The 14,297-nt window shown below is 68.8% G+C and carries 8 protein-coding genes; 2 read left to right on the top strand and 6 right to left on the bottom strand.

Annotated elements, in window-relative coordinates; all coding sequences use genetic code 11:
• Positions 1-113: 113 nt before the first annotated feature.
• The 4 genes from recD to AC3A6P_RS08195 are packed head-to-tail and all read right to left on the bottom strand — an operon-like array spanning position 114 to position 9,819.
• Positions 114-1,865: an exodeoxyribonuclease V subunit alpha gene (gene recD, locus AC3A6P_RS08210; RefSeq protein WP_487690570.1), complete on the bottom strand. Its 1,752-nt coding sequence runs from the start codon at positions 1,863-1,865 to the stop codon at positions 114-116.
• A complete protein-coding gene (locus AC3A6P_RS08205; protein ID WP_487690569.1) occupies positions 1,862-5,164 on the bottom strand; it encodes a UvrD-helicase domain-containing protein in 3,303 nt (1,100 codons plus the stop codon). Before AC3A6P_RS08205 ends, recD begins: the two co-directional genes overlap by 4 nt.
• Entirely contained in the window at positions 5,161-8,463 is a 3,303-nt protein-coding gene (gene recC, locus AC3A6P_RS08200; protein ID WP_487690567.1) for an exodeoxyribonuclease V subunit gamma, read from the bottom strand. Before recC ends, AC3A6P_RS08205 begins: the two co-directional genes overlap by 4 nt.
• 48 nt (positions 8,464-8,511) lie before the next feature.
• Positions 8,512-9,819: a cytochrome P450 gene (locus AC3A6P_RS08195; RefSeq protein WP_487690565.1), complete on the bottom strand. Its 1,308-nt coding sequence runs from the start codon at positions 9,817-9,819 to the stop codon at positions 8,512-8,514.
• A 210-nt stretch (positions 9,820-10,029) separates the two neighbouring features.
• Here AC3A6P_RS08195 and AC3A6P_RS08190 point away from each other — a divergent pair, with 210 nt between their 5' ends.
• Positions 10,030-10,587 carry an LppU/SCO3897 family protein gene (locus tag AC3A6P_RS08190; protein ID WP_487690564.1) on the top strand — a complete coding sequence of 186 codons (558 nt, stop codon included), beginning with the start codon at positions 10,030-10,032 and terminating at the stop codon, positions 10,585-10,587.
• Position 10,588: 1 nt separating this feature from the next.
• On the opposite strand, the gene AC3A6P_RS08185 is transcribed toward AC3A6P_RS08190, so the two are convergent.
• Together AC3A6P_RS08185 and AC3A6P_RS08180 are read right to left on the bottom strand one after the other, a co-directional pair.
• Positions 10,589-12,043 carry an MFS transporter gene (locus tag AC3A6P_RS08185; RefSeq protein WP_487690562.1) on the bottom strand — a complete coding sequence of 485 codons (1,455 nt, stop codon included), beginning with the start codon at positions 12,041-12,043 and terminating at the stop codon, positions 10,589-10,591.
• A gap of 35 nt (positions 12,044-12,078) precedes the next feature.
• Positions 12,079-12,618 (bottom strand): CGNR zinc finger domain-containing protein, encoded by a 540-nt coding sequence (locus AC3A6P_RS08180; protein ID WP_487690560.1) that lies wholly within the window; start codon positions 12,616-12,618, stop codon positions 12,079-12,081.
• A gap of 79 nt (positions 12,619-12,697) precedes the next feature.
• Between AC3A6P_RS08180 and AC3A6P_RS08175 the strand changes: the two genes are divergently transcribed.
• The gene (locus AC3A6P_RS08175) at positions 12,698-14,290 is read left to right on the top strand and encodes an aminotransferase class I/II-fold pyridoxal phosphate-dependent enzyme (RefSeq protein WP_487690558.1); all 1,593 of its coding nucleotides are present in this window, start codon (positions 12,698-12,700) and stop codon (positions 14,288-14,290) included.
• Positions 14,291-14,297: the final 7 nt, after the last annotated feature.

Genomic DNA, 14,297 nt, shown 5'->3' with positions numbered 1-14,297 from the left:
ACCGCGACGCAGGAACCCCACTCGGCACAGCAAACCCCCACGCTCAGAAATGTTTCTCTGACCGTATGAATCCGCCTGAGTGGAAACCGGCATTTCGTCGGTTTCGGCACGGTTCACTCCGCCAGCCGTTGCCGCAGACCCGTCGCCCGCACCACCCGTCGCTCCAGCGCGGCCCGCACCCCGGCCTCGGTGCCGACCACCCGCACCCGCGCCTTGGCCCGGGTGACCGCGGTGTAGAACAGCTCACGAGTCAGCAGCCGGGAATCGTCCGGCGGCAGCAGCACGGTGACTTCCTCGGCCTGGCTGCCCTGGCTCTTGTGGATGGTCATGGCGTGCATGGTCTCGACATCGGCGAGCCGGCTGGTGGCGAATTGCAGTACACCGGACGCGGTTCCGATGGCCGCCCGCAACGTGTCGCCGTCGAGCACCGCCACGCCGGTGTCGCCGTTGTACAGCTTCAAGCCGTAGTCATTGGCCGTCACCAACACCGGGCGGCCCACGTACCAGCTGGTCCACAACGCATCACCGGTCTCCTCGGTGAGCCACCGCTCGATCTGCCGGTTCCAGTGCCGCACACCATGAGTGCCCTCCCGGTGCGCGCACAACAGCCGGTGGGTGTCGAGCGCCGCCAGCGCACCCGTCACGTCACCGCGCGCCGCGGCCGCCCGCACGGCCAGAGCGTGCGGCACCAGCACCTCACGCAGGGCGGCGTGGGGTTCTGGTGCCTCGACGTACTCGATGTGCGGGCCGCCGGCGCGCAGCAGCTCCAGCACGGCATCCCCGTCACCGCGCCGGATACCGTCGGCCAATTCACCGATGTCCGCCCCGAACCGGTGCGAGGTGTGCAGGGCCGCGACCCGCAGATCCGGCCGGGCGCCGAGCCCGTCGACCAGGTCGGCCAGCACCGCTCCCGCTTCCACGGACGCCAGCTGATCCGGATCGCCCACCAGGATGAGTCTGGTTGACGGGCGGACAGATTCGAGCAGCCGGGCCATCATCGTCAACGACACCATGGACGTCTCGTCGACGACGATCACTTCGTAGGGCAGCCGGTTGCCGCGATGATGTCTGAAGCGCGCCGATGTCTCCCGCAGCCGCCCCAGCAGCCGGTGCAGGGTCACCGCCTGCAGACCCGCCAAGCGCTCTCGGTCCTGCGGCTCCAACTTGTCGATCTCGGACTGCACGGCCTGGTGCAACCGTGCCGAGGCCTTGCCGGTGGGCGCCGCCAACGCGATGCGGGGCCGGGTCAGGCCCGCCAGCTCCGCCTGTTCGGCCAGAAGGGCAAGCAGACCGGCCACCGTGGTGGTCTTACCGGTACCGGGTCCACCGGTCAGCACAGTTGTCCACTGCGACAATGCGATCTGCGCCGCGGCGCGCTGTTCGACGAATTTCGGCGCGGGAAACACCCGGTCCAGCCCGGCGGCCAGAGCCGCGTCGTCCACCGGGACCTGCTGTCCGCGGGTGGCCAGCAGGTCGGCGCACACCTGTTCTTCTTCGCGGTAGTAGCGGTCCAGGTACAGCAGGCTCCCGCCGTAGAGCCGCAACACCGGCGGAGTGCCGAGCAGCGGGCTGCGCTGTACCGCCGCCAGCCACTCGGTGCTCTGCGGCCAGGGCAACTCGGGATCGATCTCGGTAGCCACGGTGCGAAGGTCGACACACACCGAACCCGACCGCAGCCCCCGTACCGCCAGCGCCACCGCAAGTGCCACCGTCTCGTCGGTGTCCTTGGCCAGCTCGGCGAGCCGGGTCGCGACATGCACGTCCGCGGCTTCCAGCACACCGGCGTCGTTGAACACCCGCAGCAGCCCCGCCGCGCAACGAACCCGGCGCCAGTCCTGCGGGTCGTCCAGTTCGGCGACGGTCACGACACCCCTCCGTCCAGCAGATCCGACAGCGCCACCACCAGATCCGCGGGCGGCTGCCAGCTGAACACGCCCGCGGGATGCCCGCCGAACAACGGCGTCTCCCGCCCGCACATACCCCGCACGAACAGATAAGCCACGCCCCCCAGGTGCAGCGCCGGATCGTAACCGGGCTGACGCCACCGCAGGAACCGGTGCAGCACAACGCAGTACAGCAGGGCCTGCAGTGGGTAGTCGGAATGCAGCATGGCCGCCGCCAATTGTGGCGGGCCGTAGTCGGCCGCGGTCAGCGTACGGCCCGGCTCACCCAGGCGGTTGGTCTTGTAGTCCACCACCACATAGCGGGGGTTGTCCTCGACGCGCAGCCGCAGCACCGCGTCGATGGAGCCGGTGAGATATCCGCGCAGCGACTGCCCGCCGAGCACCGGACCGCTGAGCCGGGCGGCGTAGCCGGCCATCGGGTCATCGGCGCGCAGATACCGGCCAAGCAGTGCACCGGCATCAGCGAGTGACGGTTCACCGGCCGCGGTGCGGCCCAGGTCACCACCGGCCAGCGGCATCTCGAAGTCCAACTCGCACAACCGGTCCGACAGCGCCACCTCCCGCAGGGTGAGGCCCGGCAGCAACGGCCCCAGCGGGGTGTCGTGCACCGCGACCAGCGCGTCGGCCACCGCCTCGGCGGTGGCCTCGACACCCCACCATGCGGCGTGCCTGTCGACCTCTCGCGTCAACTCCTGCGCCAGGTCCGGCGCTTGCGGGTCGGCGGTCTCCAGCACCGCGTGCACCAGCGAACCGAACGCCGCCCCACCGGGCAACTCGTCCATCGGTGAGGCCACATCGGTGCCCAACTCGGTCGACGGCGCCGCGGCCGGAATCTCCTCCGGCTCATCCTCTTTGCCGCCGGCCTCCGGTTCGCTGGTGACCCCGGGAGCATCTGACACCCGGATCAGGGCCGAATAGGACGTCCGTCGCCAACCGAGGTCGATACCGCGGTGGAAGTGCCGCACACCCAAACCGGTGGGCACGGCGGCGGGTGGCACCGGAGCCGCGGCCGCGATCACCGACGCCTCGACGCTCGGGCCACCTTCGGCCGACCACATCGAAAAGCACTCCAGGGCATCCTCGTCGGTGATTCCCCGCCGGCAGGCATCCGGCACCTCAGCCTCACCGCGGGTGCGCCCCCTCAGCAGGCGGGACAGCCCGGCATTGACCTCATCCTTGGTCGGAGCCCACCACACCACCACCTGGGACTGCGCCCGGGTGAGCGCCACGTAGGCCAGCCGTAGCCGCTCCTGGGTGTCCTCGGCACGGGCCGCATCCACGGCGTCATGGAAATCGTCGGCACTCTCACCGCCGATGTGCAGGCAGCGGCGCCCCTGCTGGTCGTGGTAGGCCACCACATCGTCACTGCCGACGTAACGGTTGAAGTTGAAAGGCAGGTAGACGATCGGGAACTGCAATCCCTTGCTGGCCCAGACCGTCATGATCTGCACGCCGGCGGCGTCGCTGTCGAGTCGCCGGTTCCGCTCGGCACGGCGATTCTCGGCGCACCGCTCACGGAGCCAGTCGCGCAGCGCCGGAATCCCCAGGCGCTGTTGGTGGGCCACGTCCAGAAGTAGTTCAGCGACGTGCGCCAGGTCGGTCATCATTCTCTGCCCGCCCCGCCGGGCCAGCACCCGCCTGCTCATGCCAGCCACGTTGGCAGCCTCGAACACCGCGGCGACACCGCGTTCCCGGGCATGGTCGGCCCACTGGCGCAGCACGTCGGCGACGTCGTCGGTCAGCGATTCACCATGCTGCACCAGGTCTTCGATGGTCCGGCCGAAGAAGGAGGTGGTGGCCGCCGCCCGCACCAGCGCACTGCGATGGGTCTGATCGAAGGCGTCGAGCAGGGTCAGCCATTCCGTGGCCGCTTCAGAGGAGAAGATGTTGGAGTCGCCGGTGTACACGGCGGGTACCCCTGCGGCGGTCAGCGCCGTATGGCACCGGCGCGCATCGGCATGGCTCTCGACGATCACCGCGATGTCACCGGCGAGCAGTGCGCGGTCACCGAACGTCGGCTTCGCTGCCAGGGTGGCTGCCACGTCGGCGGCCAAGTCCGCCACCACGTGTCTGCGTGCATCGTCGATCGGGATGTTCTGGCCGCGTGTGAATCCCAGCGACGCGCGGCTGATCACTCGCAACCGGAACGGCGCGTTGTTCGGTGCCCCGGCCAACCGGTGGCCCTGGTGGGCGGCGTCCACGTCATGCACGAGGATCTCCGGACTACCCAGTGCGGCACCACGCAGCACGGCCTGCAAGCTGTCCACCAGCGCGCTGTCGCTTCGCCAGTTGGTGGCCAGGGTGAACTTGGTCCCGGCCGTGCGCGACGCGTCCAGATAGGCGTCGATGTCACCGCCACGGAAGGCGTAGATGGACTGTTTGGGATCACCGATCAGGATCAGCGTCGAATGCCCCCGGAAAGCCCGGTCCACCACCTGCCACTGGACCGGGTCGGTGTCCTGGAACTCGTCGATCATCACGATGCTCCACCGCCTCCGCATCCGCTCACGCGCCGGTGAATCCTCCGGCGCCAGCGCGTCGGCCAGCCGGCTGAGCAGATCATCAAAATGCAAGATGCCCAGACGGCGTTTGCGGATCTCGAGTTCGGCCAGCACTTCTCGGGCGAACTCGACGCGGGCCTGTGCCACCGAGCCCGGTGCCGGTTCGGCCGGCCGCAGCTCGGTTCCGGCCTTCTCCACCACCGCGGTGGCCAGCCGCAGTGCGGCGGCCCGATCGAACACCGGGTCTGCGGTCTGGCTGCCGAACCGGCGCAGATACACATCGTCGACGACCTCGCGGACCAGGTCACCGAGGTCCTCGACCAGAGACACCCCGGCGTCACTGTCCCCGGCGACCCCCAGCGATGTCAGTACCAGGCGACAGAACTCGTGGGTGGTGGCGATGGTCGCAGAATCGAACTCCGCCAACGCATCACGCAGCCGCCGGTGCCGGGCCTGTCGTTGCGCCGGGGTACCGGTGAGCAGGTGGCGGAGCAGCGCCGTGTCGGGGGTGGCGCCGGTGCCGTCGAATGCCGCGACCGCGGCCACGATCTGGTCGCGCACCCGTTCCCTCAGTTCGGCGGTGGCCGCCCGGCTGAACGTGATGAGCAGCATGTCGTCGAGGGTGGCCGCGCCCTCGGCCAGGTACCGGGTGACCAGACCGGCCAGCACGAAGGTCTTGCCGGTGCCGGCACTGGCTTCCAGCACGGTGGTCGAGCCGGCTGTGGGCAATGGGCCGAGCAGGTCGAATCTGTCTGTCACGGACGGCCTTTCCGCTCGGCCCGCAGCAACGGCAACCACAGCCGGGCGGCGAAAGCTCCCAGCCGAGTGTCTTCGCCGGGCGTCTCCTCACCCTCGCGGGGCGGTGTGGTGAGCGCGTCGAAGGGCGCCGGCGGGCCGCCCCAGACCCGCACGATGGCCTCGTCCTCGTGGTCTCCGCCGTACTTGTTACGCCACATGCGCAGTGCGGCCTGCCATGGATCACGGCCGCGCAGCCGGTTCTCCGCCCACGCATACGAGGTCTTGATGGGCAGCGGCAGTGGTTCACAGCATCCCGCGTCATACAGCGCCACAAGGCTTTTCAGTACGGTCGGTGCACCTTCGGCGGGTAGCCCGAGGATCCGGGTCAGCACGCCGTCACCGCCGCGGCCGATACAGACCGCCGACCACTCGGGTCCGGGGTCGGCAGCGGCCAGGACCAGGATCTTCACCCACGGTTCGAGTAGGTGCCTGCCGTCGAGTCTGGAGAAGGTGGTGGCGACCACCCGGTCGCCGTAGACCGGGAGCACCGTGCCGGTCAGCCTGCGCCCCGCGCCCAGATCGAGGTCGACGTCGACGGCGTGCGGCGCACTGCCGCGGAACGGGGCTTCGGCCCGCGCCAGCACCACCGCCTGATCGCGGATCTCCTTGGCCAACCGCCAGCCGAGTTGGCCCGGCGGCAGTGTGCCTCGCCGCCATTCGGCGTCGAGGACCCACCGCGGATCCTTGCCCCGCCGCAGATCCGACAGCATCTGCTCGCCGACCTGCCAGCGCTGCAGGCCGTCGAGTTCGATCGGCATCGCGTCCTCGATGCCTTCTTCCTCGCGGGGCAGCGCCATGTCGAGGGTGCGGAAGAACCGCCGCACCGGGTTCTTCACGAAGGCGATCAGGTCGGCCAGCGCGATGTCCCCACCGGCACGCGGCAACAACGGACCCTGGGGGAACGTGGGAGGTTCGGCCTGGGCTCCGGCCGCCGCGGTGGCCGCGGTCAACACGGTGGGATCGAAGGTGAACGGTGTCGGCACCCCCAGTTCTCCGGGGGTCACATTCCGAACATCGAAGGGCTGCAACGGATGTTCAACGATGATCCGGTCCCGGATCGGTTCCTCGGTGGTCAGGTCCAGGACGTCGAGCACCTCGGCCAGCGGCACCGCGGGTGGCCGCCGGTGGCCGCTGTAGTCGTCGGCGCCGGTGTAGGTGACCACCAGTTTCTCGGTCGCCGACATCACCGCGTCGAGCAACAGCTGCCGATCCTCGGACCGGATGTCGCGTTCACCGGTGAGCGGCGCCCGGGCCAGCACGTCGTCGCCGTCGGCCAGATCGATACGGGGAAACACCCCGTCGTCGAGACCCACCAGGCACACCACTCGATGCGGAATCGAGCGCATCGGCACCATGGTGCACACCGTCAGTGTGCCGGTGCGGAAGTTGGCCCGGGTGGGCCGGCCCGCCAGCTGCCGGTGCAGAAGCGCGCGAATGTCCTTGAGCTGCAGAGAAATGGCGGCGTGATCGCCGGCCCGGTCCAGGATGTCGGCGAATTCGCGCTGCAGTTGTCCGGTCTGCCAGCTGTCGTCACCGTCGGCCCGGGTCAACAGGGCGACACCCTCGCCCAGGGTGGTGATCCACTCGTCGAGCGGCCGGGTACCGGCCAAGGCGTCGATCACCGCGGTCAACCGGTCCAGGAATTCAGCGAGCCGGCCGGCGAGTTCCACCTTGTCACTGCCCACGTCGTCGAGCGGCAGGGTGGCGTCCAGCCAGGCCTGCGCGTCATCGGACATCGCCACACCGGCCAGCACCCGGTCGGTGCCGAACCGCCAGGTGTTCTGGACGTACTTGTCGAGCCCGTACCGCGCACGGTGACCTTTGTCGATCCCCCACCGGATACCGGACTCACGCACCCACGCCGTCACCGACTCCAGGTCGTCGTCGGTGAACCGGAACCGCGCCCGCACCGGGGCGGCTTCGGCGAGATTGAGCACCTCGCTCGCGGTGGCACGTCCGTCGGCCAGGCTGAGCACCTGCGCGGCCACCCCCAGCAGCGGATTGGTCTGCACCAGAGCACGATCGGCCAGACGCACCCGCAACCGGTGCGCTGGATGCCGTTCGCCGGCGATGTCACCGAGCCCGAAGCCCGCCACGATCAGCGGCGCGTAGGTCTCGATGTCGGGACACATCACCAGGATGTCGCGCGGTTCCAGTGACGGGTCGTCGGCCAGCAGACCCAGCAGCACCTCACGCAGCACATCGATCTGTCGGGCCGGGCCGTGGCAGCTGTGCACCTGGATCGACCGATCGTCGGGTCGGCGGCGCCGGCCACGTGGATCGACCGCGTTGGCCGCGATATCGGCCTGCAGCCAGCCGAGCACTGTGTCGGGCCGGTGCTGGTTTCCGCCGATGTACTCGTCGCTCACCCCCGCGACGGGCAGGCTGCGGCGCAACTCCCGCAGATCGCGCCCCAGCGTCGCCAGCAGCGGATGGTGGGCGCCGAGGTGGCTGTCGTCGTCGGCCCGGGCGATGGGCCCGGCACTGCCGGTGAAGCCGCGCCACAGCGCATCGCTGGAGTGGGGCAGCCACAGGTGCAGATCGTGGTGGGTGGCCAGCGCCTCCAGCAGGTCGATGTCGGTGGCCGACAAGCGGGTGTGGCCGAACAGCGACAGCCGCTCGGGCAGGTCCATGGGTGCCGTGCGCAACCGCATCAGCGTCCGCACATGCCGCTCGCCGGGCGTCGGGCCGGGCACCTGCCGGCACAGGGCACGCCACAGCTGCGGTTGCCAACTCAGGTCCGCGTCGAGGTCCTCACCGGTGCCGTCGGTGGCGACGCCGGTGCCCCAGTCACGCAGTAGCCGGGGCCGCTGCGCGGCGTAGGAGGCGAACAACCCCGCCAGCCGCCGCGCCGTCGCATACCGCCTGCCCTGGCGTAGTGCGGCTTCTTCCCCGGTGTCGAAGTGCCCGAGGTGCGCCGCCAGGGTCCGGCACCACGGCTCGTCGAGGTGCGCGTCGATCACGTGCAGCAGCGGCCACACCAGCGCGTCCGGTGCCCAGGGGTCGTTGTCGACGGTGCCGGTGATCTCGGCGATCAGGGACCGTGGCGAACGGAACGCCACCCCGGCGCACACGCCGTCGGAAAGCCCGGACCGCCCCAGCACGTGGGACAGCCGCTGGCTGAGCCAGCGTTCGACGCCGCGCGCCGGAACCAGCACCAGTTCTTCGGCGAACGGGTCGGCCAAAGGTGTGGACAACAGTTCGCCGAGCCCGTCCGCCAGCAGGTCCGTCCGCTCGGCGCGGTGGATGTGAAACGCCATCGTCGGGAAACGGTACCGGCGACGGGCCGGGCGAACTCCTGCAGGCGGCTACTGCGCCACCGACCACGCCACCGGTAGCCGTTTGATGCCGTGCACGAAGGCCGACTTGAGGATGGCGGGCTCTTCGACGGCGACGATATCGGGCACCCGCCGGTACAGCTCCTCGAACGCAACCCGAATCTCCCGGCGGGCGAGGTTGGCACCCAGGCAGAAATGCGCGCCACCGCCGCCGAAGCCGACCTGAGGATTCGGGTCGCGCGTGACGTCGAACATCCACGGGTTGGCGAACTTTCGCTCGTCCCGGTTCGCCGAGTTGTACCACATCGACACCTTGTCGCCGGCTTTCATTGCCACCCCGCCCAATTCGATGTCGCGGGTCAGGTTGCGGCGCATGAAGATGATGGGTGAGGCCCATCGGACGATCTCCTCGACGGCGGTGCCGGCGACGGCATCGAAGTCGTTCCACCAGATCTCGCGCTGTTCGGGATACCGGGACAGTGCCACCATGCCGTGGCTGATGGCGTTGCGGGTGGTCTCGTTGCCGGCCGCCGACAGCAGGATGAAGAACGAGGCGATCTCCTCGGAGGACAGTCGCTCGCCGTCCACCTCGGCGCGGACCAGGTTGGTGGTCAGGTCTTCGGCGGGCTGTGCGCGCCGGGCCTCGGCCAGGGCGATCCCGTACATGGCGAGATCGGTACCCACCTGGATGAATTCCTCCGCGTCATGCGCCACCTCGGGGTCACCGGCCCCCAGCAACACCGAGGTCCAGTGGAAGATCTTGTCCTCGTCCTCCTCGGGGATGCCCATCATGTCGCAGATGATCTGCAACGGCAGCGGCCCGGCGATGCCGGTGACGAAGTCAGCCTGCCCGTCCGGGTGGCCGGCGATCAGCTCATCGACCAACCGGCGCGCGCGGTCGCGCACACTCTGCTCGATCTGCGCCAACACCTTGGGCGTGAACGCCCGGTTGACGATGGCGCGCAGGCGCTGGTGCCGGGGGTCGTCGAGGTTGATCATCGAGCCGAGGAACTCGGCGAGTTCGACGACGGTGTCGTTGAGTGCCGTCGAGGTGGGCACCGAGCTGAAGATCTCCGGATGTCGACTGGCGTGGTGCACGTGTTCGTACGACGCCAGCGCCCAGTGTCCCGCCCCGGTCGGAAAGCCGGCGATCTCGGGTACCTCGTGGAACGTGATCGGCGCTTCGCGGCGCAGGGTGGCGAAGGCGCCGTCGCGGATGTCGTCGTCGAGCTCCCAGAAGTCCAGTTGATCCAGGCGCACGTCGCTGAGTGCCACATCCGGGGGCGGCGCCCCGTTCTCCCGTCGCGCGATACCAACCGGACCGATGGTTGCAGTCATGGTGTCCGCCCTTCCGCACGCTTCGCGTCAGTGTGACATTGGTCACCTCGGGCGGTCTAGAGTAGGCCGCTACCTCACATTTGCCCCATCCGTAACAGCAGCGAGCGCACGGTTTTGCCCGCAAGCCTCGGCGTGTCGCAGGACGAACACGCTCGGTCGCGTGTATGGGGTTCGGGAGACAGCGGCGGCCGGTTCTGAGAACCTTCAACGATGACGCCCCGCCTGCAGCGCCAGGAGCGCAGCCTCGTCGCGCTCAGCGTCACCGTCATGGTCGCTGCCGCCACGGTCGTCGGCGTCAGCGCCTTGCACCGCGCCCGCGTCGCATTCGACGAGGAGTTCGCCCGCACCTTCGCCGTCGGTGACTGCGTGGTGGTGCCGCAAGCCGAACCGAACCGGGTTCAGGCGAAGAAGACCTCCTGCACCGAGGACCCCAGTTACACCGTCGGTGCCACCACCACCGCCTCGGGGCAGTGTCCCGACCCCGAGTACCAACACTTTCCGGCCGACGTCGCCGACGAGGCCACTGCCACACTGTGTTTGGTGCCCAACCTGCTCGCCGAGCACTGCTACCTGATGCAGATGCCCATCGGCGCGCTGCAACGCGCGGACTGCGATTCCGCCGCGGCCACCCCAGCGGGTGGGCTGCTGGTTCAGGTCACCCAGCGCTTCGACGGGCAGGACAAGCAGATGTGCCCGGACGCCGGCAACCAGTATGTCTGGCCGTACCCGTCGCCCGAGCGCACCTACTGCACCGAAACTCTCTTGTAGGCTAGCCCGAGATCTCCTCCAGCACCGTCTGCCTCGTCTCCGGCAGCGCGACAATGGCAATCAGCGATCCGATGACGAACAGCACTGCGCTGCAGGTGAACACGACGGTGGGTCCGCTCGAGGCAATCACCATCGGAACCACCAGGGGGCCGAAGATGGACCCGAGGCGGCCCGCGGCGGTGGAGCTGCCCATACCGATGGCACGCGCGCGGGTGGGAAACAGCTCCGGGGTGTAGGCGAAGATCGACGAGAACATGCCGAAGAAGAAGAACTGCAGGAACGACCCGGCGATGATCAGCTCGGCGACCCCGGCTGCGTTGCCGTAGGCGAAGGCCGCGACGGCCGAGCACAGGGTGAAGCCCACCAAGCACATCTTGCGACCCACAACCTCGATCAGATACGCGGCGGTGAGGAAGCCGGGGATGCCCCACAGCGCCATCAGCACGATGTAGCCGACGGACTTCACCATGTCGAAGCCGGAGTCGGCGAGCAGCTTGCCCAACCACGTCGTCAGTCCGTAGTAGCCGCCCAGCAGACAGAACCACATGGCCCAGCTGGCCAGCGTGCGACGGCGATACCGCGTGCTGAAAAGTGCACGCAGACCGCCCTTTCCGCCGTCCTCACCGACGGCCACCGGGCCCGGCGCCGGCAGCGGCTTGCCGTACGCCGCCTCGGTGCGCCGCTCGAGTCCGTCGAGCACCTGCGCTGCCTGCTCGTAGCGTCCCCGGGAGACCAGCCACCGCGGCGACTCGGGCAGATTGCGCCGCACCATCAGCGCCACGACGGCCAGCACCGCCTGCATGACGAAGAAGCCGCGCCAGCCGAGCGTGGTGGTGAGCAGGATGAACGACAACACTCCGGCCAGGATGAAACCCAGCGGCCAGGTGCCCTCCATCAGCGCGACGTAGCGGCCCCGTTTGGCCGATGGCACGAATTCGGAGAGAAGTGCTGCGGCGACAGGGAATTCAGCACCCATGCCGATACCGAGCAGAAACCGGAACGACGCCAGGCTGCCGAAATCCCACGAGCATGCCAGCAGCAGGCTCGCGGTGCCCCACACGATGATGCTGTATTTGAACACCGCCAGCCGGCCGAACCGGTCCGCCAGCACCCCGGCCCCCACCGCGCCGATGAACATGCCCGCGAAGGTGGCGCTGCCCACCAGGCCCGCTTGTGTTGCGCTGAGCCCGAACTCGCGGCTGATGGGGGCGAGCAGGAATGTCAGCGCCCCGAGGTCGATCGAGTCGAACAGCCACGCGGTTGCGATGACCAGGAACAGGCTGCGCTGATGACGCGTCCACGGCAGACGTTCCAGACGAGCGGACACCGCTGCGGTGGTGAGCCGTTCGGCGTGGACCGCCGTAGGCAGGGTGGGATCCATGGGGGCGACCTTCCATTCCAGTGACGTCACCACTTCAACAGGTGACGGGAAGATCATCGGGAGGTAGAACGTCACCTGTCAAGCAGGTGACGTTTCATTGGTGTAAAGCTTCAGGCCTGCTCGCGCTTACGGGCGCGGTAGGCCGCCGCCTTGACTCGGTTGCCGCACTCGTCCATACCGCACCAGGTGCGCCGCATCCCTCGCGACCGGTCCAGGTAGATGCGGGTACAGGTGGGACGGCCGCATTCCTTCATGGGCGCAGCGGCATCAGCGAGAACGACGGCAGCCGAGCGCGCCACCTCCGCCAAGGCCGCCCGGGCTCCCCCGGTCCTGGTCACGCCCTCGGCGGTGAGCTCGACGCCGAACCCCGGTTGCACTGCCCAACGGTTGACGCATACCAGGTCATCAGCATCAAACGCGGCACCCGAGATCCGAGCGGCCGCCAGCCGGTAGATGGCTTCGCGCAGAACCAGCGCCGCGTCGAACACCTCGGAGTCCACCTGGATACCCGCCGGCATCTCGCCGGTCTCGGCGAACCAGCGGGCCAGGGCGTTCGCGTCGGGCAGCAGTTCCTCGGGCTCGGTACGGCGCCATTTCCTGGTGCCGGCCAGGTCGAGGCCGAGGTTGCCGCTCACGAATACGAAGTCCACATCACCATCTTGACCGGTGACGCCCGATGAGGCAAACTTCGTCACCGGTTCAACCGGTTACTACTGAAGGGACGCTGCGGTGCTGACGCGCGACGACTATCTCTATTTCACCGACCGCGCCCTGGATGGCATGGTCTCGATCGTGGAGCAGCTGGGCGACGAGCGGGCCAATGCGCACGCCTATCCCGGCGCCAACACGCCCTACGCGCTGCTGCACCACTGCCTGGCTGTGGTCGACACCTGGGTGGGGGGCTTCGTGCGCGGCAGGCCGGTGGACCGCGACCGTGAGTCCGAGTTCACCGCCAGCGGACCCGTGGACGAACTGCTGGGCCGGTGCATTCAGACCCGCGTCCGCATGCACGCCGACGTCGACTCAGCTCAGCCCACCGAGGCACTGTCGCAGCAGCCACCGTCGGAGTTCCTGGGCCCGACAAGAGAACTCACCCAGGGCGCCGCACTGCAGCACGTCTTCGAAGAGCTCGCCCAACACCACGGCCAGATGGAGACGCTGCGTGACCTCCTGATGTCCAGACCGCCGGACAATCCCGAACGACTGCGCGACGGGCACGGCGCCAAGTGGACAGCGGTACCGGCGACGGTGCTGCCCGCCTGGGTCGCGGACATGGATCTCGGTGTGCCGCCGGCCGTTTCGGCGGCACTGCGCCGTACCGTCGACCTCCAGGACCTCGGATATCCGTACTGGCCGGAGGGCGACCCGGTGATCACCGCGTTCACGGACCGGATGACCACCCGCTACGGCTGGTCCCCGGAACCCGACCGCACCCGGGTGTTCAGCGATCTGATCCAGATCCTGCAGGTGGTGATCGAACACACCACCCACCCGGGTGAGGCTGTGGCACTGCATGTCCCGACCTACCCGCCGTTCCTGGCGGCGATCCAGCGCGCCGGCCGGACCATCGTCCCACTGCGTTTCCACGACACCGGGCAACTTGATCTCGAGCAGCATCGTGCTGCTCTGGTGCAGCACACGCCCCGGCTCCTCGTCGTGGTCAACCCGCACAATCCCACCGGGCGGGTGCTCGATCGTCAGGAACTGCGCGCACTGTCCGAACTCGCCATCGAGCACGGGATTCCGGTGTTCGCCGACGAGATCCACTCCGACCTCACCTATGCGCCGCACACCCACGTTCCGTTCGCCTCGCTGGGGCCTGACGTAGCCGCGCTCACCATCACGGCCACCTCGGCCACCAAGGCGTTCAACCTGGCCGGAACCCGCTGCGCCGTCGCGCACATCGGACACCTACCCACCGCGCACGCGCTGGATCGGGCGCCGCTGGACTTCTTCGGCACCCCGAGTGTGCTGAGCCGGGTGGCCACCGTCGCCGCGTGGCGCGACAGCGACCCGTGGCAGAAGGAACTGGCAGATCTGTTACACCGCAACCGCACCCGGGTGTCCGAGTGGGCCGCGGCCCAACCCGGACTGACCTACCGCGCGCCGGAGGCGACCTACCTGGGCTGGCTGGACTTCAGGGGCACTTCGCTGGCCGCCGATCCCGCCGCTCGAATCCTCGCCGGCGGCGTGCAGTTGAGCCCCGGCGCCGATTTCAGCCAGCACACCGACGTAGACACCTCGTCCTACGCGCGGCTGAACTTCGCGACGACACCGACGCTGCTCGACGAGATCCTGGACCGGATCGGGCGGTGCCTTTAGCCCCGGC

The organism is Mycobacterium sp. Soil_C_30, from assembly GCF_057656995.1.
This window is presented reverse-complemented; position numbering and strand designations above follow the sequence as displayed.